This window comes from Comamonas guangdongensis, assembly GCF_041079535.1.
In the GTDB taxonomy this organism is placed as follows: domain Bacteria; phylum Pseudomonadota; class Gammaproteobacteria; order Burkholderiales; family Burkholderiaceae_C; genus Comamonas; species Comamonas guangdongensis.
The window spans coordinates 19,487-40,677 of record NZ_JBFYGN010000032.1 but is presented as its reverse complement, the minus strand read 5'-3'; the positions used below and the strand labels follow the sequence as shown (position 1 = coordinate 40,677).

At 66.0% G+C, this 21,191-nt stretch carries 20 protein-coding genes; 9 read left to right on the top strand and 11 right to left on the bottom strand.

Annotated elements, in window-relative coordinates; genetic code table 11:
• Positions 1-21: 21 nt before the first annotated feature.
• The gene (rarD, locus tag AB6724_RS19850) at positions 22-888 is read right to left on the bottom strand and encodes an EamA family transporter RarD (RefSeq protein ID WP_369340270.1); all 867 of its coding nucleotides are present in this window, start codon (positions 886-888) and stop codon (positions 22-24) included.
• A gap of 207 nt (positions 889-1,095) precedes the next feature.
• Between rarD and AB6724_RS19845 the strand changes: the two genes are divergently transcribed.
• The gene (locus AB6724_RS19845) at positions 1,096-1,851 is read left to right on the top strand and encodes a pseudouridine synthase (RefSeq protein ID WP_369340269.1); all 756 of its coding nucleotides are present in this window, start codon (positions 1,096-1,098) and stop codon (positions 1,849-1,851) included.
• A gap of 72 nt (positions 1,852-1,923) precedes the next feature.
• Here AB6724_RS19845 and AB6724_RS19840 read toward each other — a convergent pair whose 3' ends face one another.
• Positions 1,924-2,946 (bottom strand): DHH family phosphoesterase, encoded by a 1,023-nt coding sequence (locus tag AB6724_RS19840; RefSeq protein ID WP_369340268.1) that lies wholly within the window; start codon positions 2,944-2,946, stop codon positions 1,924-1,926.
• Positions 2,947-3,201: 255 nt separating this feature from the next.
• Here AB6724_RS19840 and AB6724_RS19835 point away from each other — a divergent pair, with 255 nt between their 5' ends.
• On the top strand, positions 3,202-4,398 hold the full coding sequence (locus AB6724_RS19835) for a M20 aminoacylase family protein (protein ID WP_369340267.1): 1,197 nt from the start codon (positions 3,202-3,204) through the stop codon (positions 4,396-4,398).
• A gap of 112 nt (positions 4,399-4,510) precedes the next feature.
• Here AB6724_RS19835 and AB6724_RS19830 read toward each other — a convergent pair whose 3' ends face one another.
• Positions 4,511-6,772: a putative bifunctional diguanylate cyclase/phosphodiesterase gene (locus AB6724_RS19830; RefSeq protein WP_369340266.1), complete on the bottom strand. Its 2,262-nt coding sequence runs from the start codon at positions 6,770-6,772 to the stop codon at positions 4,511-4,513.
• A gap of 104 nt (positions 6,773-6,876) precedes the next feature.
• The gene (gene ylqF / locus AB6724_RS19825; RefSeq protein ID WP_369340265.1) at positions 6,877-7,893 is read right to left on the bottom strand and encodes a ribosome biogenesis GTPase YlqF; all 1,017 of its coding nucleotides are present in this window, start codon (positions 7,891-7,893) and stop codon (positions 6,877-6,879) included.
• Positions 7,894-7,977: 84 nt separating this feature from the next.
• On the opposite strand from ylqF, the gene AB6724_RS19820 reads away from it, so the two are divergent.
• Together AB6724_RS19820 and AB6724_RS19815 are read left to right on the top strand one after the other, a co-directional pair.
• Positions 7,978-8,202: a hypothetical protein gene (locus AB6724_RS19820; protein WP_369340264.1), complete on the top strand. Its 225-nt coding sequence runs from the start codon at positions 7,978-7,980 to the stop codon at positions 8,200-8,202.
• 7 nt (positions 8,203-8,209) lie between these two features.
• Positions 8,210-8,428 (top strand): oxidoreductase-like domain-containing protein, encoded by a 219-nt coding sequence (locus AB6724_RS19815; protein WP_369340263.1) that lies wholly within the window; start codon positions 8,210-8,212, stop codon positions 8,426-8,428.
• Positions 8,429-8,431: 3 nt separating this feature from the next.
• Here the strand turns inward: AB6724_RS19815 and AB6724_RS19810 are convergent, their stop codons facing one another.
• The 7 genes from AB6724_RS19810 to AB6724_RS19780 form a co-directional block, all read right to left on the bottom strand.
• The gene (locus tag AB6724_RS19810; RefSeq protein ID WP_369340262.1) at positions 8,432-10,057 is read right to left on the bottom strand and encodes a methyl-accepting chemotaxis protein; all 1,626 of its coding nucleotides are present in this window, start codon (positions 10,055-10,057) and stop codon (positions 8,432-8,434) included.
• 189 nt (positions 10,058-10,246) lie between these two features.
• Positions 10,247-10,921 carry an aspartate/glutamate racemase family protein gene (locus AB6724_RS19805; protein WP_369340261.1) on the bottom strand — a complete coding sequence of 225 codons (675 nt, stop codon included), beginning with the start codon at positions 10,919-10,921 and terminating at the stop codon, positions 10,247-10,249.
• Positions 10,922-10,948: 27 nt separating this feature from the next.
• Complete coding sequence (locus tag AB6724_RS19800) at positions 10,949-12,403, bottom strand: MFS transporter (RefSeq protein WP_369340260.1); 1,455 nt, start codon at positions 12,401-12,403, stop codon at positions 10,949-10,951.
• A gap of 267 nt (positions 12,404-12,670) precedes the next feature.
• Positions 12,671-13,531, bottom strand: a complete 861-nt coding sequence (locus AB6724_RS19795) for a MurR/RpiR family transcriptional regulator (protein ID WP_369340259.1) — start codon at positions 13,529-13,531, stop codon at positions 12,671-12,673.
• Between the two features lie 128 nt (positions 13,532-13,659).
• Positions 13,660-15,186: a glutamate--cysteine ligase gene (gshA, locus tag AB6724_RS19790; RefSeq protein ID WP_369340258.1), complete on the bottom strand. Its 1,527-nt coding sequence runs from the start codon at positions 15,184-15,186 to the stop codon at positions 13,660-13,662.
• A 259-nt stretch (positions 15,187-15,445) separates the two neighbouring features.
• The gene (locus tag AB6724_RS19785) at positions 15,446-16,357 is read right to left on the bottom strand and encodes an SDR family NAD(P)-dependent oxidoreductase (RefSeq protein ID WP_369340257.1); all 912 of its coding nucleotides are present in this window, start codon (positions 16,355-16,357) and stop codon (positions 15,446-15,448) included.
• Between the two features lie 168 nt (positions 16,358-16,525).
• Entirely contained in the window at positions 16,526-16,702 is a 177-nt protein-coding gene (locus AB6724_RS19780; protein ID WP_369340256.1) for a hypothetical protein, read from the bottom strand.
• A gap of 384 nt (positions 16,703-17,086) precedes the next feature.
• Between AB6724_RS19780 and AB6724_RS19775 the strand changes: the two genes are divergently transcribed.
• The 5 genes from AB6724_RS19775 (at position 17,087) to AB6724_RS19755 (ending at position 21,185) form a co-directional block, all read left to right on the top strand.
• On the top strand, positions 17,087-17,389 hold the full coding sequence (locus AB6724_RS19775; protein WP_369340255.1) for a 2Fe-2S iron-sulfur cluster-binding protein: 303 nt from the start codon (positions 17,087-17,089) through the stop codon (positions 17,387-17,389).
• 249 nt (positions 17,390-17,638) lie between these two features.
• Positions 17,639-18,760 (top strand): bifunctional 3,4-dihydroxy-2-butanone-4-phosphate synthase/GTP cyclohydrolase II, encoded by a 1,122-nt coding sequence (gene ribBA / locus AB6724_RS19770; RefSeq protein ID WP_369340254.1) that lies wholly within the window; start codon positions 17,639-17,641, stop codon positions 18,758-18,760.
• Between the two features lie 14 nt (positions 18,761-18,774).
• A complete protein-coding gene (gene ribH / locus AB6724_RS19765) occupies positions 18,775-19,257 on the top strand; it encodes a 6,7-dimethyl-8-ribityllumazine synthase (RefSeq protein WP_369340253.1) in 483 nt (160 codons plus the stop codon).
• On the top strand, positions 19,250-19,783 hold the full coding sequence (nusB, locus tag AB6724_RS19760; RefSeq protein WP_369340252.1) for a transcription antitermination factor NusB: 534 nt from the start codon (positions 19,250-19,252) through the stop codon (positions 19,781-19,783). Before ribH ends, nusB begins: the two co-directional genes overlap by 8 nt.
• A gap of 217 nt (positions 19,784-20,000) precedes the next feature.
• Positions 20,001-21,185: a pyridoxal phosphate-dependent aminotransferase gene (locus AB6724_RS19755; protein WP_369340251.1), complete on the top strand. Its 1,185-nt coding sequence runs from the start codon at positions 20,001-20,003 to the stop codon at positions 21,183-21,185.
• The last annotated feature ends 6 nt before the right edge of the window (positions 21,186-21,191 follow it).

Here is a 21,191-nt window from a genome sequence, read left to right as displayed (position 1 = left end):
TAGGGCAAAACTACGGCAATGTCAGTAAACATTGCCGGAACGTCCACGCCACAAATGCCAAACGCCGTCGACCATCAGCAGACCGACGGCCGCAAAGATCAGCCCATAGGTCGGCAGCTGCTGCGGCTGCAGGCGCTCGCCGAGCAGACCCGCCACCACCACCAGCAGGGCCGGCTCCACATAGGACAGCCAGCGGCTGGCCACCATGTACAGCGCCAGCGCCACGGCGCTGACCACGCCCAGCAGCGGCAGCAAGGCCCAGAGCGCCTCATGGCCGGCCACCAGCGGCCAGCGGCCGGGCGCGCGCAGTACAAAGACCAGGGCCGCGGGCAGCAGCAGAGCCATGTCCAGCCAGTGCCCGGCCAGGGTGTCGGTCTTCAGCCAGCGGCGCAGCGCGAAATACAGGGTGTAGCCCAGGGCCACCACCCAGGTCTCCCAGGACATGCCGCCGGCCTGCCAGAACTCATGGGCCACGCCGGCCGCGGCCACCAGGGCCGCCAGGGTCTGGCCCGGCGTGAGCCGCTCGGCAAACAGCAGGCGGCCCGCGACCACCATCACCAGCGGCAGCAGAAAATAGCCCAGAGACACCGGCAGCGCGCGCCCATTCATGGGTGCCCACATGAACATCCAGAGCTGCACGCCCAGCAGCGCAGCGCTCAGCACCAGCAGCAGTCCGAAGCGCGGCCACGCGAGCGAGCGCGCCAGCAGCGCACGCACGGCCTCGGCCTGCTTGAGCGCGAACAGCAGGGCCGTCGTGAACGGCAGCGTCATCAGCACCCGCCAGCCGAAAATCTGCTCGCCGTCCAGCGGCGCCAGAAACGGCGAGAGGTAATACAGCGAGGCAAACAGCACCGATGCCAGAGTCGAGACCACAACGCCCTTGAACATCACCGCTATAAATGGAGTAAAAACCGCTTCAACCGCTTGCCAGACAAGCGCTGAAAGCTATGCATAAAGATGCAGTCCGCGCGTGGGCTGCAGCTGCCGGCCGAGCGCCATTGTGCGCGCAGCCGGGGCTGCCGCAGCAACCGTAGAGAACACGCAGGCCGCCGCCCTGGGTTAGAGTGCGGCTCGCCCAGCCCCCTGCCCCGCACCATGACCGAATCCTGCCCGCCCGCCTCCACCCCGCTGCACATACTCTGGCAGGACGAGCATCTGGTTGCGGTCTACAAGCCCGCGGGCTGGCTGGTGCACCGCACGGGACTCGATGCGCACGAAACCCGGTTCGTGATGCAGGCGCTGCGCGACCAGCTGGGCCGCCATGTCTGGCCCGTGCACCGGCTGGACAAGGGCACTTGCGGCGTGCTGCTCATGGCGCTGCACAAGGAAGCGGCCCAGGCCCTGGCCGCGAGCTTTGCGGCCCACGAAACCCGCAAGGAATACCTGGCCCTGGTGCGCGGCTGGCTGCCCGAGACCCTGGAAGTCGAGCATGCGCTCAAACCCGACGACGCGCCCGAGGACGCCGCAGCTCAGGACGCCCACACCAGCTTGCGCTGCCTGTCGCGTCTGTCCTGGCCCGAAAGCTGCGACGGCCGCCATCCCGAGACCCGCATCAGCCTGGTGCAGGCCCTGCCCACCACGGGCCGGCGCCACCAGATACGCCGCCACCTCAAGCATGTGGCCCATCCCATCATCGGCGACGCCACCCACGGCAAGGGCCCGCTGAACCGCTGGTGGGCCCAGCGCCTGGGCCAGCAGCGGCTGTGGCTGCATGCCAGCGCGCTGGAGATTGCCCACCCCATGAGCGGCGAACCCATGCGCTTCGCGGCCGACTGGCCAGCGCTGGCCCATCTGCAGGACGCGCAGGACTGGCAAAGCCTGCTGGCCCTGCCCGGCTGGCAAACCGCGTAGATACAGAATCGCCCGACGGAAGGCGGGCGATTCGGCGGTGCCCATCCAGGGGGTGGGCTTATGAATTCGGGCTCAGAGTGCGGACTTCGGCGTCTCGCGCACCCACTTGCCCTCTTCGTCGAACTTCAGGCTGGGCGCCGCGACGAACTCGTACAGGCCTTCGGGGTCGGCCTTGAGCTCACCCTGCAGCAGCTCCACCAGGCGCTCGTTGGGCATCTTGAAGCCGCAGGCCTGGGCATGGCCGCCGCCGCCGAAGCTTTCGGCCAGAGGAATGCAGTTGAACTCGGAGCGCGAACGCAGGCCGACCTTCACGCCCTTGTAATTCGCATGCCACATCAGCGCAAAGCTGCCACCCTGGCGCGCCAGCAGATCGCCGACCTGGCTGTGGAACATGCCGGGGCAGTTGACCATCAGGCCCTGCATGCCGTTGAAGACCAGCACCTGGGCGCCGTCGGCGATGTCGGCGCACAGCTTCTGGAATTTTTCGTCCATGGCGCCGCCACGGGCCATGTAAACGGTTTCCTGCTCGGGCGTGAAGGCCGCGATCTCGGCCCAGCGTTCAAAGCTGCGCACGGGCTCCATGTCCAAAGCCGCGAGGAATGCCGCGCTTTCGGGGAATTCCCATTTCCAGATATCGCGGTCCTCGATGTAGCGGATCAGGCCGGGCACGGGCTTTTCGGGGTGGAAAAACTCCCAGGCCAGGCGCGCGCCGGATTTGCTCATGTCGAAATGCACCACGCCGCAATGGCATTGGTAGCCGCTGAGCTTTTCGGCCGCGCTCTTGTGGTGGTCCAGCACCACCAGCTTGGCCACGCGCGCCTCGATCTCGGCCATCAGCACGGGCTCGAACGCGAAGTCCAGCACATAGACGGCGCGGCCCGCGAGATCGCCGAGGTCGTCGGCACTCAGGATCTCGCCATGGTCCAGGCCGCGGAACTCGGCCTGGCCCTCATAGAACAGCCAGGCCGCCAGCGCCGCGCCGAAACCGTCGGGGCAGCGGCGGCCGTGGAACAGGATCAGGGGCTTGGGATCGTTGCGATCGGGACGCACCAGCAATTGCTGGAACAGGGGAAGTTTGGCGGTCTGTGCGGTCATAGGCCTGCATTTTCGCCGTTTGCGGCCCGCCGCGGCGCCGCGCGGGCTTTGCGGCCCTATGCAATGCGCTAAGTCATCGCTTGCTGCGGGCCTGGCTAGCACAAGCGCAGAAATGACCGGACTTCGGTATCTACCTAAGGCCATGCACCGTACATGCGCCTATGATGGAGGTCTTGCTATTGAAATGCTGCGGTCACCGGCAGGCCCGCTCGCTTGCCTCGACAGTTACAGCGCTGGGTGCTCCGCGGCCCCTGTATGCGATCTACTCCCGACATCACCCCACACCTGGGTACGCTGCTCAAATTCCGCCGCGACCTGCACGCCAATCCTGAGCTCAGGTACGAAGAGCACCGCACAGGCGACAAGGTCGCCGCCTACCTTGCCGCCCTGGGCCTGACCGTACACCGGGGCCTGGGCCAGACTGGCGTCGTGGCCAGCATCTACGGCAAGGGCCGCAGCAAGGACAACCCCGGCCGCAGCATCGGCATCCGCGCCGACATGGATGCCCTGCCCGTCACCGAAATCAACACCTTTGCCCACATCAGCCAGAACCAGGGCTGCATGCATGCCTGCGGCCACGACGGCCACACCACCATGCTGCTGGGCGCGGCCACCACGCTCGTGCAGCAGCCCGACTTCGACGGCAGCGTGCACCTGATTTTCCAGCCCGGCGAGGAAGGCGGCGCCGGCGCCAAGGCCATGATGGACGACGGCCTGTTCGAGAAATTCCCCTGCGAAGCCGTGTTTGCACTGCACAACTGGCCTTCGCTGCCCGCAGGCCAGATGGCCGTGCGCGTCGGCCCCATCATGGCCTCCACGCTGCGCTTCGAGATCAAGGTCCATGGCAAGGGCGGCCACGCGGCCATGCCTCACACCACGCTGGACCCGATTCCCGTGGCCTGCGCCATCGTCAGCCAACTGCAGACCCTGGTGTCGCGCAGCACCGACCCGCTGGACTCGGCCGTGCTGACCGTGGGCAAGATCACCAGCGGCACCGTGGAGAACATCATCCCCGATGAGGCCGTCATCGCCGGCACGGTGCGCACCCTGAAGAAGGAAACGCGCGAGATGTTCATCGCCGGCCTGGAGCGCATCAGCCACCATGTGGCCGCGGCCCACCAGTGCCAGGCCGAGTTCACGCTGCGCCCCGGCGCCTACCCCAACACCACCAACCATCAGCGGGAAGCCCTGTTCATGGCGGAGGTGATGCGCGAGGCCGTGGGCGATGCCAACACCCATGACGATGTGCTGCCCGCCATGACCTCCGAGGACTTCGGTTTCATGCTCGAGGCCGTGCCCGGCGCCTATGGCTGGATAGGCAACGGCGTCGACGGCCAGCCCGGCGTGAGCCTGCACAACCCCGCCTACGACTTCAACGACGACAATCTGGGCCGCGGTTCCCGCTTCTGGGATCTGCTGGTGCGCCGCTATTTCGAGCAGCCAGCAGCTTAAGTCCTAGACAACTGATAGCAGCAAGCCCGCATCCAGCCATGGATACGGGCTTTTTTCATCGCCGGGCCGCGCCCCGCAATGAAGATCCCAATGCAGGAGCGGCAGGGATGCCTCATGGTTGCTGCAGCGAATCCGGCGCCCCCAGCACCTCGGCCAGCCACTGCTGCTGCGGCAGGGGCTCGCCCAGCAACAGGCCCTGCAGCACGATATCCGGGTTCCACTGCTGCAGTCTTTCGGCCTGGGCCGGCAGCTCCACGCCCTCGGCCACCACGCGCAGATGCAGGCGCCGTGCCAGCAGCAGCATGGCCTCCACCAGCGCGGCATCGGTTGCCGAGCCATGGCTGCCGCTGACAAAGCTGCGGTCTATCTTGATCTCCTGGATCGGCAGCTGCTTCAAGCTGTACATGGACGAATAGCCGGTCCCGAAGTCGTCGAGCGCGATCTCTATGCCCAGCTCGCGCAGCGCCAGAATCCGGTTGCGCGCCTCGTCCCAATCCCGCAGCAGCACGCCTTCGGTGAGTTCCAGCGTCAGCAGATGGGGATTGGCCCCGGTGTCCCGCAGCACGGCCTGGACCGCGGACATAAAGCCCTCGTGGCCGAACTGGATGGCGCTGACGTTGACCGACAGCCGCAGGCCGCGCTCGGCGAACACGGGCTGCGCCAGCAGCAGACAAGCCTGGCGCAGCACCCAGCCGCCCAGGTCCAGGATCAGCTCCGACTCCTCGGCGACCTCGATGAACTCCACGGGACTCAGCAGCCCCCAGTGTGGGTGTTGCCAGCGCACCAGCACCTCGGCGCCCACGCAAACGCCCTGGGCCGTGGCCTGGGTCTGCAGGTACAGCCGCAGCTCGCCCAGCGGGATGCCGCTGCGCAAATCCCTGGCGATGCGCACGCGCTTGTGCACCTCCTCGGCCATGCGCGGCTCGAACAGCATCACGCTGCCCGGGCCGTTCTGCTTGGCCTCGTGCAGGGCCACGCTGGCAAAGCGCAGCACCTCCTGCTGGTCGGCCCCGCCGGCGCCCGGCTCCAGCAGGGCCGCGCCCATGCAGCAGCTCACCGACTCGGTCTCGAGCCGGCCCCTGAGGCTCAGAGGCTTTTGCATGGCCAGCTTGAGGGCCTGGGACTGCTGGCGCAGACGCTGCTCCGCGTCCCGCGCATGAGGCTCGAGATTCTCGAAAAGAATGGCGAACTCGGCACCGGCCAGGCGCGCAATCCAGACATGGTCCGGCAGGGCCTCGACCAGCCTCATGCCCACGGCGCGCACCAGCTCGTCGCTGTGCTGGATGCCATGGGCATCGCGGAAGACCGAGAAGCGGTCCACATCCAGCAGCAGCAGGCCGTGGCAGGCCGACTGCGGGCCCGTGGCCAGCTCGCGCAGATGCAGGACCAGGGAATGGCGGTTGGGCAGGCCCGTGAGCGGATCCAGATAGACCAGGTCGTGAATGCGCCGGTCGGCCAGCACGCGCTCCGACAGATCGTGCTTGAGCTCCACATAGTTGACGATCTGGCCCTGCGGGCTGCGGATCGGCGCCACCAGCACCAGCTCGCGCAGGGCCTCGCCGCCGCGGGTGCGGTTGCTCATCTCGCCGCGCCAGACCGCGCCCGATGCCAGCTGCTCCAGCGCGCGCCGGCGGTGGCTGCGATCCATGCCCATGGTGGATACCAGCTCCGTGGGCTGGCCCAGCACCTCGTCGCGCGCATAGCCGGTGCGAGCCAGAAAAGCGTCGTTCACATAGATCACGTTCAGGCCGGTATCGGTGATGACTATGCTCTCGGGGCTCTGCTCCACGGCGCGGTGGAACTTGCGCAGCTCCTGCTGGCTTTCCTCCAGCAGGGCCAGCATGTCCAGGCTTTTCTGCGCCCGGCGGCTCAGACTCAGGCGCGCCATCAGCGTGATCGCGGCCGCCAGGCCCAGCGAGCCCAGCGCATACAGCAGGGCCGCGAGTCCGGCACTGTGGAGCGCCGCTTCGAGATAGCCCGTGACCCAGAACAGCAGCAGCGCCAGGGCCGACAGGCCCAGCATGAACAGCGCATGCGCCATGCCCAGCAGCCAGACGGTGATCACCAGCCAGACCGGAAACGCCATGGCCGCCATGCCGCCCGAGCAGCCTATCGTGGCCGCGGCCAGCACCCAGTTGCCCCAGCAGAACAGCAGCGTCGCGGCCTGCCAGTGCTGGGCCCTGAGCAGCGCCTGGGTCAGCACCGCCAACGGAATCAGCAGCAGGGACAGGGCCGCGAGGGCCACCGAGGCCTGCGAGGTGAACAGGCCGGCCGCCGCCACGACCGCGCCCAGCACGCTCATCCAGACGCAGGCAAAGCGCAGTGCATACCGCATGGACAGGCGGTTCTTGGCCTCGAAAAACTGCCCCTGCATGCGCGGTCCTCTGCTGGTGACGAGACAGGCCCCATGCTAGCCCCGCCCCCCGCCGGCCTGCCAGTCCGCCATCGCCACCAGAGGCTGTGGGACGGACCGGACTCTCAGCGCTTGGCCGCGCTGGGCTTGGAGCCCGAGGCCTTGTCGGTCTTCTTGCCGGCAGCACCCGCGGCATTGTCGCGCGGCGCGCGCGCCCGCTTGCGGGCGCTGGCCAGAGCATCCTTCCGGGCCTGGCGCTCGGCATCTTTTTGCTGGCCCTCGGCCAGCCAGGCCTCGAACTCGGCAGGGGTCTCGAGGCTGATGCGGCCCAAAATCGCATCGCGGAAATCGGTCAGCACCAGCTCCGCGGCCTTCTGCAGATTCACGCGGCCGCCGCTCATCACGGCGCCGCGCTTCTTGCCGATCAGTGTCAGCAGCTCGTCGTCGTGCAGCGCAGCAATCTCGGCCGCGTCCAGGCCCAGCTTGTAGCGTGCGTCCAGCAGCGGTGCATAGTGCTTTTGCAGATAGATCAGCAGCTCCAGCACCACCAGCTCCTCGTCGTAGGCATTGCGGCCCACGGCGCCGCTGGCGGCCAGGTTGAAGCCGCTCTTCTCCACGATGATGCGCGGCCACAGCATGCCCGGCGTATCCCAGAGATAGAAGTCGTCGGCCAGCACGATGCGCTGCTCGAGCTTGGTCACGCCGGCCTCGTTGCCGGTCTTGGCCTGGGTCTTGCCGCTCATGGAATTGATCAGCGTGGACTTGCCCACATTGGGCACGCCGCAGATCAGCACGCGCATGGGCTTGGCCATGCCGCCACGGCCGGGCGCGAGCAGCTTGCACTGCTCGATCAGGCGCTTGGTGGGTGCGGGCTCGGAGGCATCGAGCGCAATGGCGCGGGTTTCGCTCTGGGCGTTGTACCAGTCCAGCCAGGCCTTGGTCTGCACGGCATCGGCCAGGTCCTGCTTGTTGAGAATCTTCAGCCGCGGCTTGTGGCCGGTCATCTCCTGCAGCAGGGGATTGGCGCTGGAGCCCGGCAGGCGTGCATCCAGCACCTCGATGACCACGTCAATTTCCTTGACGCGCTCCGCGATGGCCTGGCGCGTCAGGTGCATGTGACCGGGAAACCATTGGATGGCCATAACGGGTTATCTCTTTTCTCGTGTGGGTGAATTCAGGCGCGCAAGGATAATCGCCTCCTGCTTTCCTGACCTGCCAGCCCGTCTATGCCCCTGCCCTCCGCCCCCCAAAAGTCCAAAGCCCGCAACGAAATTCTGATCAAGGGCATGACGATTGCGCTGATCGGTCTGATCATTTTGCTGGCCCCGATCTTCAAGCCCGAAAGCGGCATAGGCCAGCTGTTTGCCCAATCCTATCTGGTCGGCTGGTTCGCCCTGGTGCTGGGCCTGGCCTTTGTCGGCCAGTATCTGCTCACGCGCTTCAGGAAGTGAGCCGCGCTTGAGCGACCAGGCTCTGCAGCAGCCGCTGCTGCATGCCCGCGCCCAGATTGCGCTATGGCAGGGCCGCGCGGCCGCGGCCGACATGACTCTGCGCCGTCCACCGCCCGAGCCCACGAGTTGCTGCGGGCGCGGCTGCAACGGCTGCGTCTGGGAAGGCTATTACGGCGCGCTGAGCTTCTGGCTCGAGGACGCCGCCGCGGCTCTGGCCACGGCTTGAGCCTCAGACCGTCTCGAACTCCGGCGCCGCCAGAGCCTGCACCGCGCCCGCCACGGCGCCGCCGGCCTCTTCCCGGCAACTGATCCTGAAGCGTCCCGCCCCGGCCTCCAGCCGCTGGGCCTGCTGAAACAGCTCGCGCGCGGCCGCGCTGGATTCCGCGACCAGGCCCGTGTTCTGGCTGGTCATGTGGTCCAGGGCCTGAACCGCCTCGCTGATCTGGGCTATGCCCTGGTTCTGGGCCTGGGCCGCCTCGGTGATCGAGGCAATCAGGCCGCTGACCTTCTGCACATCGCGCACGATGTGCTCCATGCGCTGGCCGGCCTGCAGCGCCAGCGTCTGGCCCGACTGCATCTGCTGCGTGGAATGCTCCATCAGCTGGCGGATCTGCTTGGCGGCCTCGCTGCTGCGCTGCGCCAGCTCGCGCACCTCGGCCGCCACCACGGCAAAGCCGCGGCCCTGGGGACCGGCGCGCGCGGCCTCGACGGCCGCATTGAGCGCGAGGATATTGGTCTGGAAGGCGATGCCGTCGATCACCCCCACGATGGCCGCCACCTGCTGGCTGCTTTGGGCCAGGTGCTGCATATTGCTCACCACCTGCTGCACCACGCTGCCGCCGCTTGCCGCGGCCTCGGCCGCGCTGCGCGCGCTCCGGTCCGCATGGCGCGCGCTGTCTGCGGAACGGGTGACCAGGGTGACCATGTTCTCGATGCTGCCGACCGTGACCTTGAGCTGCTCGGCGGCACGCGCCGTGCGCTCGGACAGATCGCTGTTGTCCTGGGCCATCTGGCTGGAGGCCGCGGCCACGGCCTCGACACCGCCCTGCACCTCTCCCACCAGACCGCGCAGCTGCTGCGTCATCCGCGCCAGCGCCTGCATGAGCTGGCCCAGCTCGTCGCTGCGCTCGCTGTGCGGCGCGTAGCTCAGGTCTCCGGCCGCAATCGTCTGCGCCAGCTGCACGGCCTCGCCCAGCGGGGTGGTGATGGAGCGTATCGTCGCCAGCGACAGCAGCGCGCCCAGCAGGCCCATGAGCAGGCCCACGCCGGCCGCCATGCGCTTGGCCAGCAGGCTTTGCTCGCTGCCCTGCAGCTCGGCCTCCTGGCGCTGCTGCTGCTGGGCGGCGATAAAAGCGTCCTGTGCCTGCACATAGCGCTTGGCGGCCGGGATCAGCTGCTCGTCCACCAGCTTCTGCGCCTCCCAGGCCTTGCCCAGATCGCGCGCTTGGTAGGCTTTTTCATAGATCTCGAGTACGGACTTGCGCTCCTGCTCCACCCTGGCCAGGCCCGCCCTGTCCCGCTCGCTGTGCGCGCCGGCCTGCACCTGCTGCTGCAGGCCGCCGGCCTGCTGCATCAGACCCCGCGCTTTCTGCGAGAGCTGGGTGATCAGATGCTCCTCCGACGACAGCACGCTGGCCAGGGCCGCTTCCACGCTTTGCAGCGTCAGCGCCTGCCAGCGCAGCGCCAGATTGATGCGCTTGTCCGTGGATTGCACCGCGCTGCTCATGCGCTGCTCCACATTCTGCAGATAGCTGAACAGACCGCCGGCCACCAGCACACAGCACAGCAGCAGGCCCAGGAACAAGGCCCACATCTTGCGGGCCACGGAGAGATTCTGGAATCGGAATAGAGACACGTTGCATCCACCGGATAGTGTGCGGCCCGGACATGCACCGGTCCGCTGATGTAACGATATGAAACTTAAATGTCACCTTCGTGACAAATCCGGATTCGCCGCCCAGGCTCCCAGATAGAAAAGCGCCAGCAGCCCGGGCTGCTGACGCTTGTCACCGGAGTCCTCGGCCTTAGAGCGTGTTCACGATCTCTACGCCAGCTGCGCGACCGACGCGCCCTCCATCAGCCGCACCAGGCGCCGCACGGCGGCCGAGATCGGCGCGATGATCGGCACCTGAAACTGCGGAGCCAGTTGCAATGCCACCTGGCCCAGCGGGCCACCGCCGATGATCACCGCCTCGGCCCCGTCCTCTTCGATGCACAGCCGCACGGCCTGCGCCAGCGCGGCCTCCAGCGCCCTCGGGTCGGCGGTCAGCCCACGCGGATCTCCCTCGGTCAGGCGGATGCCGGTGAAGAGCCTGTCCAGCCCCAGAGCCCGGGCCTTGCCATTGATGGCATCGGCCAGATCGGGCGTGACGGTGGCCACGGCAAAGCGCTTGCCGCCCTGCGCCGCTTCGAGCATGGACGACTCGCAGATGCCCACCACCGGCAAGCGGGTCGAGCGGCGCACCGCCTCCAGCGCCGGGTCGCCAAAGGCGCTGATGATGACGCCCGACCAGTTCTTTGCCGCCACCTCGCGCCAGGCGGCTTCCACCTCCAGCGCCGATGCGTCCAGCTCCTGCTGGTTGACGATCATCAAAGGGGCGCGCTGCGCGGTCAGGCCGCTGACGGCGACGCCGGCCGGCACCTCCTGCGCCGCGATATCGACCATCATCGTGGTGGTGGCCTGGGATGAATTGGGGTTGATGACCAGAATGTTCTGCATTCGAAATTTTTCCTGAAATCGTGGCTCTCAGTGCGAGCGCGCGGCAGCGATTGGCGCTGCCGCATGATCCTGTTCGCCGCCGTCGATGGGCATTGCGTCGGGCGAGGTGCCGTAGGTCTCGGGCACGCTCTGGATGCTGATCACAAAGATCGCATACATCACGGCGACCATGGTGAACACGCCGGGCAGGCCGACCGTGTCCAGCAGCTTGCCGGCCACCAGCGGCATGCAGGCGCCGCCAGCGGTGCCGGTCGCCAGAATGAAGGCGGTGCCGAAAGCGCGCACGCGGGTGGGATAAAGCTCGGGCGCAAAGATCCAGATCGTGGTGTTGAGCAGCAGCACAAAGAACTGGAACACGGCACCGGCCGCCAGCAGCACCACGATGTTCTTGGCCAGAAAGCCTATGGACAGCGCGGCGATGCAGGCGCAGACCGCACCGATGGTCAGCACGCGTTTGCGCGGAAAGTGAAAGCCCAGCGCCGAGGCGGCAATCGCGCCCAGCAGGCTGCCGCACTGCATCACCATGGTGAACATCAGGCTCTTGGAGATGGAATAGCCCAGCGACACCAGAATGGTCGGCATCAGCGTCAGCACCGAGATCTGCGCGCCATAGGTCATCCAGATCGTGACGCACAGCGGGATGGTGCGGCGCGCCAGCGCGCCGCGGAAAATCTCGGTCACACGCACCTTGACCTTGGATTCGGGCGGCGCCACGCCATCGTCGGCAATGAACTCCTGCTGCGGAATGTGCTTGCCCGACAGGCGGCCAGCGGCCAGCTTGGACAGCACGGCATTGGTTTCCTTGACCTTGCCCTGCGAGAGCAGAAAGCGCGGCGTCTCGGGAATATAGCGGCGGTAGAACGCGCCCAGCAGCGCCGGCACCATCAGGCAGACGAACAGCCAGCGCCAGTTGTTGTCGCCCGGGAACAGCCAGAACACCAGCAGGCCAAAGCCCGGAGCCAGAAAGTTGCCCAACCCGCCGGCCGCCACGTTGACGGTGCCTATGGCCGCGCCGCGCGCCTTGGCCGAACAGAACTCGGCCAGCATGGTCACGGCAATCGCGATCTCGCCACCCAGCCCGAAGCCGACTACCGCACGGCCGATGGCCATCACGGCCAGATTGGGCGCCATGGCGCAGATGCCCGCGCCCAGGGTGAACAGCAGCAGGTCGATGCTGAGCATCACGCGGCGGCCGTAGCGGTCCGCCACATAGCCGGAGATCACGCGCCCGACGGCGGCGGCGGCAAAGGTCACCGTGTTGAGCATGCCGATATGCGCGGCATCCAGCCCCCACTGCTCGCGCAGCACCGGCCCCACGATGCCGACCGCGTTCTGCTCGAAAGCGTCAAACAGGCAGCCGATCAGGATCAAGAAAATGATGGCGTGATGCGATCGCGTCATCCCGATCCGGTCCAGCGATTGATCGAGCTGGGCCATCTTGGGAGAGTTGGGAAGCGATGAGAGCTGAGGTCCGCCTGCCATAAGAGACTCCGGTTGCGTTCAGAATAAAGGAAACTAAATTCCAAATTCAAATAAATTTGAAAATTAATTTTCATATCGCACGCAAAAGATGTCCCCAGGACAAACCCGCACAGGCTTGAGAAGCCTGGACAACTAAAAAAGTGAGCCTTTAGCGCCCGTCAATCATTGATTTCAGAGTCTTTTTCGCCTGAAAACTAATAAAACCAGGCGCAAGAAGCTATTAGTTTCGCGAATCCCATGCCTGCGGGCCGGAACCAGGGAACAGGCCTACAGCTCTTCGAGGTCTTCGTGCAGCAGCTCGATGCTGGCCAGGCGCTTGCGCCCCGCGGCGCCGGCGCCCTCCATGACCATCGAGGCCACCAGATCGCACAGCGCCATCACGGACACATGGTTGTCCAGCAGCCCCGGACCCGCGCATTGGCACTGGATCGACCAGGTTGCCTCGCGGCGGTCGGGCGACATGGCATCGCAGATGAAAAGGATTTTGCAGCCCGACTTGCTGGCGACCTCCAGCAGGCCGGAGATCTGCCGGGTCTGGCGCCGGATGCCGAACACCACCAGGCAGTCCTGCGGCGCAAGGCCTGCCAGATGCTCGGCCAGCGACTCCCCCGCTTCCGGCATCGCTACCACCGAGGGCAGCACCCGCAGCATCTGCCAACGCAGATAGCGCACGAATCCATGGCTGCCGCGCGTACCGAAGATCAGCACGCGCGGCGCCTCGACCAGCGCGGTGACGATGTCCTGCATCTGCTCATTGTTGAGCTGAGCAAAGGTGCGTGCCAGATTCGACTGCGATTGCTCCAGGTGCGTGGCGATCAGGCTGGCCTGCGCCCGGCCCCCTGCATCGCTCTTGACCGCCTGAAACAAGGGCGAGCCGGACTCCTTCTCGCGCCGCACATCGCGTTTTGCCTCTTCGTAGCTGGCATAGCCCAGGCGCCTTATGAAACGGCTGACCGTCGCGTTGGAAACGCCGGCCAGCGCCGCCAGCTCGCTGGCCGCGTAGCTGGCAAGCTCGCCGGGAAACTCCAGCATGAAATCCGCGAGTCGGCGCTCGGCTGCCGAGAGTGTCTCCAGCTGGCCGCGAACGCGCCGGACAAAGGAATTGGCGGAGGTTTTGGAAGAGGTCATTGACCGGATATACCTGCTGCGGGAATCGCCCTATCGTAAGCCAGATGGGAGGGCCGACGCGTGCAGCCACGCGGCCTGGCGCGTGGCTGCGCTGATCGCGCACAGGCTTTTAGAACGTGCACACGTTCTTAGAGCAGGCTGGCCGGGTCCATGTAACGCTGGCGCCATTCCTCGAAGGTCAGCGTGTCGGCGGCCTCCAGCGCCGCCTGGGCCGCCACCGAGGCTTCGCTCATCTGCTCGAAGCGGGCCTGCTGCGCCGCCGACCAGGGCATGGCCAGCAGCGCATCGCGCGCCTTGGCGGACTGGGCGGTCATGAAGTCTATGAAGCGGTTGGCATAGGGGCCGGTCAGCTCCTGCAGCACATGGGCCGAGGGCGTGGTCTGCGCGCCGTTGACCCGGGCCAGGGCCTGGTCCAGTGCGGCCGTGTAATCGCCGCCGCCGTTGGCCGCATCCAGCGCCTGGGCATAGGGGCGGCATTGCTGCAGCACCTCCTGCGCCCAGTCGGTCAGCAGCACCTGCTGGCCGCCGCGCGTCAGCGTCAGGCCCGGCTCGCGCCCCTGCTCGGCGGTCAGATGCTGGTTGTGCTTGAGGTCGGCGATTTCCTGGGGCGTGTCGGGCGGGCTGTCGCTGTGCAGGCAGTGCAGCAGGAACACGTCGAGCATGCGCATGGTGGCCGGGGCGATCCCCACGGTCTCGAAGGGATCGATGTCCATGAGCCGCACTTCCACATATTCCACGCCGCGCTCGCGCAGCGCGTGCAGCGGACGCTCGCCGCTCTTCACGGTGCGCTTGGGGCGGATGGTGCCGTAGAACTCGTTCTCGATCTGCAGCAACCCCGTGCCCAGCTGGTTGTAGTCGCCGCCGGGGTTGCGCACGCCCAGCTGCTCATAGGCCGGATAGGGGCGTGTGAGCGCGTCGTGCAGCGAGTCCGCATAGCCGTCGAGGCCGTTGTAGCTCACGCAGATGCTTGACTGCGCATCGCTCTGATAGCCGAGGCGCCCCATGCGCAGCGAGGTCGCATGAGGCAGGTACAGCGCATCCTTGCCGTCGCCCAGCGGCTGCAGCCTGTGGTCCCGCCCTTCCACAAAGCAGGGGCACAGCGCCGGCGAGGCGCCATACAGATAGAGCAGCACGAAGGCATGGCGGCGGAAGTTGCGGATCAGCGCGAAGTACTCGTCGCTGCTCACGCCGGGCAGCGACCAGTTGTAGTGGATGCCCGAGATGGTCTGCATGCGCCGGCCATAGCGATGGCCCAGGCCCATGCGGTAGACGCTTTTGGAGCGGCCCGAATGCGAGCTGCCGTAGCGGCCCAGCGGAATCGTCTCGTCAATCGGCAGGCGGCAGGGCATGCTGGAATTCCACATCAGCTCGCCGCTTTCGCTCAAGTTGCGCAGCACGAACTGGTGCACCTCGACCAGCTCGTCCAGGCATTCCTGCACGCCCAGGCGCGCGCCGGTGATGAGCTCCAGCTGCGACTCACTGTAATCGGTGGTGATATGGGGATGGGTGAGGGCCGAGCCCAGCTCGGCCGGATGCGGCGTCAGCGCCAGCGAGCCCGTTGCCAGCGCCCGCAGCCCCTCTTTCTCGATGCCGCGACGAATGCCCAGCAGCCTCTCGGCAGAGGGCATGTTCACGGCGGCCTGCGATGTCTTCATTCTTTTTACCTTTTGGTGAAGACGCTGACGACAAACTTCGTCTGCCCAATCGCGCCCAGACGGCGAATCATAGAGAAACACGACGCAACGCGATGGACGCTGGCCGCTTAACCACCTGTTTCGGCCTGTCGGCCGTCAAGAATACACGGGATGCGCCAGCAAACTGTCAGTCTCGCTAGGCGATACGGTGTGAGCAGACACCCACTTGCAGGCGGCAAAAAGCCCTCCGGGGAGGGCTTATGCAAGACGTGCTAGCAAGTCAGTGCCCGTGCGCCTTCATGGCCTTGCCCACTTCCACCTGGCCCTGCACCGAGCCGCCACCGGGCACCTGCTGGCCTTCGCTGGCCGTGACCTCGGCCAGCCGCGCGGCCAGTTCCTCGGGCACGGTGTCGCCCATGCCCAGATAGATGCCCTGGGTCATGGTGATGTGCGCGGCCTCGAAGCCGCCCGCACCGGCGCAGAGGATCGTGCGCGTGGGCGCGCTCTCATGCGCGAGCACCAGCATCGCGGGCACCACGGCCTCGGGCCTCAGGGCTTCGAGCACGGGCTCGGGCAGCAGGCCCGCCGTCATGCGCGTGGCCGCCGTGGGCGCCAGCGCATTGACACGGATATCGTGCTTGGCGCCTTCGATGGCCAGGGTCTGCATCAGGCCCACCTGGGCCAGCTTGGCCGCGCCATAGTTGGCCTGGCCGAAATTGCCGTACAGACCCGTGGACGAGGTCGTCATCACGATGCGGCCGTAGTTCTGCTCCTGCATCAGCGGCCACACGGCCTTGCAGCAGTTGGCCGCGCCCATCAGGTGCACCTCGACCACCAGGCGGAAGTCGGCCATCTCCATCTTGGCAAAGCTCTTGTCGCGCAGAATGCCCGCGTTGTTGACCAGAATATCGACCCGGCCCCAGGTCGCCACGGCCTGCCTGACCATGGCCTGCACGGCCTCGAAGTCGGTGACCGATGCCGCATTGGCCATGGCCTCGCCCCCCGCGGCACGGATTTCGTCGACCACCAGTTGTGCGGCCGTGGCCGAACCGCCCGAGCCGTCGACCGCGCCGCCCAGGTCATTGACCAGCACCTTGGCACCGCGCCTGGCCAGCGCCAGCGCATGCAGGCGGCCCAGGCCGCCGCCGGCCCCGGTGACGATGGCCACGCGACCTTGAAAATCCATTGCCATGATGTGTTTCTCCTTGCTCAGTGGTTTACAGCGCAACAATGTACGCGCGCGTGCTGCAGCGCAGCGTAGCCTTGGCGACTGATTGCGGGTAAGCCTCAGGGCTTGCTATCAAATAAAAAGCAGTCATCGCCTGTTCCGCATTCTTTCCATCGGTTTTAAATATGGAAATCAATATCCATAAGGCGTAATGCACTCTGTAATCGATAGCAAACCGCAGCCATCCACAGCCGCCGCGCTTGTCCCCAGATTTTCTAGACAAGCCTGTGGACAATGCTGAATAGCTTTTGCAGCAGTGCGACAAACCATTGATTTACATGAAATTTTCTTGAATGCTTGTTTTTTCATCAAACCATCATTCGGAGACTTGCACTTATCCCGGCAGACGCTGGACAAGCTTGTGAACAACTGCCATCGCGGCCTGAACAAGTGAACCAAGCCATTGATTTCAAATGCCTTTGTTTTCAACGCCCGTTTTTTAGGCAGAAAGCAGGCATGACTCCGACATCCGGCCATCCACATGCCTGCCGGGCGGTGCAAAGCGCCTTACCCCCAGTTTGGCTGGACAAGCATGTGGACAAGGCCAAGCAAACGCCTTGCAAGATTCGTAAGTCATTGTTTTGAAACGCATCTGCCGCCGCTGCTTAAAAATCAGGCAAACCGCTTTAACCTCACGGCCTTGCCAAACCCGTTACAAACACGGGTTCTGCAAGCGTCTGCCCGGTTGAATCCATGTCCAACGACTCTCTTTTCGCGCCCCCTTTCTTTATTGCCAAGTGCGAGCCCAGCGGCCAGCAGGTCGACGCCTGGGCCGATCAGCCGCTGCTCGATTCGCTGGAAAGCGGCGGCGTGGACTGGCCCAGTTCCTGCCGCAACGGCACCTGCCGCACCTGCCTGGGCCAGATGGTCTCCGGCTCGGTGCATTACGAGATCGAATGGCCGGGCCTCACGCCCGAGGAAAAGGCCGAGGGCTATGTGCTGCCCTGCTGTGCCTATCCCGACGGCGACGTGGTGCTCAAGGACCATGAATTCTGAGCGCACCGATTGCTGATCTGCAGCAACCCCTGCCCTGCCGGATGCGCCCCGCTGGCATAGAATGAGTGCTTTCCGCAGGCCTTGCACTGCAGAAAGCGGCCCCGCCCAGGCGGCAGTCCCGCCACACACGTTCTTTGGAAGTCCTGCCAGCGCCCTCCGGCGGCGCTGGCAATGCCTGACTGGTGCGTGTGCTGCGCCAGCCGCTGACCGCAATGCATCGCATATCGCTCAAGTCCAAGAAGGCAATCCATGAACAGCTCTCTTCAACCCGTGCCCATCTCGCCCGTCGAAGAAATCGTGGCGGAGATCCGTGCCGGCCGCATGGTCGTTCTCGTTGACGAAGAAGATCGCGAGAACGAAGGCGATCTGGTTTTGGCCTCGGACCATGTCACGCCCGAAGCCATCAACTTCATGGCCCGCTTCGGCCGCGGACTGATCTGCCTGACCCTCACGCGCGAACGCTGCGAATTCCTCAAGCTGCCGCCCATGGCGGCGCGCAACGGCACCGTGTACAGCACAGCCTTCACGGTCTCCATCGAAGCCGCCGAAGGCGTGACCACGGGCATCTCGGCGGCCGACCGCGCACGCACCGTGCAGGTGGCCGTGAACAAGAACAGCCAGCCCAGCGACCTGGTGCAGCCCGGCCACATCTTCCCGCTGCAGGCCGTGGACGGCGGCGTGCTCATGCGCGCCGGCCATACCGAGGCCGGCTGCGACCTGGCCGCGCTGGCCGGCTGCTCGCCCTCGGCCGTGATCTGCGAGATCATGAAGGACGACGGCACCATGGCCCGCCTGCCCGATCTGCAGCTGTTCTGCGCCGAGCACGGCATCAAGATCGGCACCATCGCCGACCTCATCGAATACCGCAGCCGCAATGAGTCGCTGCTGCAGAAAGTGGGCTCGCGCCCCATGCAGACCGCCCACGGCGAATTCACCGCCCACGCCTTCCGCGACGTGCCCAGCGGCTCGGTCCATCTGGCGCTGGTCAAGGGCGAGTGGACCGCCGAGACCCCCGTGGCCGTGCGCGTGCACGAGCCGCTGTCGGTGCTGGATGCGCTCGAAGTCGGCCGCAACCAGCATTCGTGGAGCCTGGACGAAAGCCTCAAATACATCGCCCAGCAGGGCCAGGGCGTGGCCGTGCTGCTCAACTGCAGCGAATCGGGCGAGCAGCTGCTGACCCAGTTCGAAGGCAAGGCCCGCTCGGCCCAGGCGCCCGAGCGCGGCCGCATGGACCTGCGCACCTATGGCGTGGGCGCGCAGATTCTGCGCGAGATGGGCGTCGCCAAGATGCAACTCATGGGCCAGCCCCGCCGCATGCCCAGCATGGCCGGCTACGGCCTCGAAATCACCGGCTACATCCCCAAGGAATAAGAGACGGAACACCTATGCAAAACGCAGAAAAAGGCCAAGGCCAGAACCTCGACGGCGCCGAGCTGAAGATCGGCATCGTCCAGGCGCGCTTCAACGAAAGCATCACCAACACCCTGTTTGCCTCCTGCCGCGACGAGCTGCTGGCGCTGGGTGTGAAGTCCGAGAACATCGACCATGTCACCGTCCCCGGCGCACTCGAAGTGCCCGTGGCGCTGCAGACACTGGCCGAGACCGATGAGTACGACGCCCTGGTGGCGCTGGGCTGCATCATCCGTGGGGAGACATACCACTTCGAGCTGGTGGCCAATGAATCGGGCGCGGGCGTGACACGCCTGTCCCTGGACTACCACCTGCCGATCGCCAACGCGATCATCACCACCGAAAACCTCGAGCAGGCCATTGCGCGCCAGGTAGAAAAAGGCCGCGACGCGGCCCGCGTGGCCGTGGAAATGGCCAACCTGCTCAACGCCTACGACAATTACGACGACCATGAGTGACGAACAATCGAGCGCCTCGGCTTCCGGCCGACCTCCCCGCCAAAGCCGCACCGGCCTGACCAGCACCGGCGCGCGCAAGGCGGGCTCCAAGTCCAACCGCAGCCGTGCGCGCGAATTCGCGCTGCAAGGCCTGTACCAGCATCTCGTGGGCCGCAACGAGGTCCTCGACATCGACCGCTTCACCCGTGATCTGGCCGGCTTTCACAAGGCCGATGTGGTGCACTACGACGCGCTGCTGCGCGGCTGCGTCGAAAACGAAGCCGCACTCGACGCGCTGATCACGCCCAAGCTGGATCGCGGCCTGACCGAGATCTCGCCCATCGAGCATGCCTGCATGTGGATAGGCGTGTACGAGTTCCAGCACTGCCCCGACGTGCCCTGGCGCGTGGTGCTCAACGAGTGCATCGAGCTGGCCAAGGAATTCGGCGGCACCGACGGCCACAAATATGTGAACGCCGTGCTCAACGGCCTCGCGCCCCAGCTCCGCAGCGCCGAGGTGGAACACGACAGGAAGAACACTCCCTGAGCGGCCTTGCCGCATCCCCTCCCTCCTCGGGAGGGGAACAGCGCCCTCGCTGCGGGGCGGCGTGGCCGGCCCAGGCCCGTGCTCGGCGCCCCGCCGCCGGGCGGGCGCCAGGCTCCGGCGCCGTACCACGAATACCGGCCATGTAGTCCGCAGCCTTCCAATCGCCTTCTGAGCCCGGCCTCAAGAGGACTCAGCCAGCCAACCTCGTTTGCCCGTCATGCAGCTTTCACGCCGCGCCCAGCGCATCGAACCTTTTTACGTCATGGAAATGGCCAAGCACGCTCAGGAAATCGCGCGCCAGTCCGCAGCCAGCGGCTCGCCCATGATTTACCTGAACATCGGCGAGCCCGACTTCGGCGCGCCGCCGCTGGTGCAAGAAGCTGCGGAGCGCGCCATACGCGCGGGCCGCACCCAGTACACCCAGGCGCCGGGCCTGCCCGAGCTGCGCGAGCGCATCAGCGCCTGGTATGCGAGCCGCTTTGGCGTGGATGTGCCGGCCAGGCGCATCATCATCACGGCCGGCGCCTCGGCCGCGCTGCAGCTGGCCTGCCTGGCCCTGATCGATGCGGGCGACGAAGTGCTGATGCCCGACCCCAGCTATCCCTGCAACCGCCACTTCGTGTCGGCGGCCGAGGGCCGGCCGGTGCTGATTCCCTCCTCGGCCGCCGAGCGCTTCCAGCTCAGCGCCGACAAGGTGCAGGCCGCCTGGGGCGAACACACGCGCGGCGTGATGCTGGCCTCGCCCTCCAACCCCACGGGCACCTCGATCGCGCCCGACGAGCTGCGTCGCATCCATGAGGTGGTGCGCGCCAAGGGCGGGCTGACCATCGTCGACGAAATCTACCTGGGCCTGTCCTACGACGAGAGCTTTGGCAAGTCGGCGCTGGAGTTGGGCGAGGACATCATCTCCATCAACAGCTTCAGCAAGTATTTCAATATGACGGGCTGGCGCCTGGGCTGGATGGTGGTGCCCGAGTCCCTGGTGGCCCCCATAGAGATGCTAGCCCAGCACCTGTTCATCTGCGCCAGCACCGTCTCGCAATACGCGGCCCTGGCCTGCTTCGAGCCCGAGAGCATTGCCGAGTACGAACGCCGCCGCGCCGAGTTCAAGGCCCGGCGCGACTATTTCATCCCCGCGCTGGAATCCATCGGCCTGCCCGTGCCCGTCAAGCCCGACGGCGCCTTCTACGCCTGGGCCGACTGCCGCGCCGCCGCGGCCAAGCTGGGCGTGCAGGGCAGCTGGGATTTTGCCTATGCGCTCATGGACCGGGCCCACCTGGCCATCACGCCCGGACGCGACTTCGGCCAGGCCGAAACCGCGGACTTCGTGCGCTTTTCCACGGCCAACTCCATGGAACAGTTACAGGAAGCGATTACGCGGCTAAAGAAATTGCTGGGCTGAAGACAT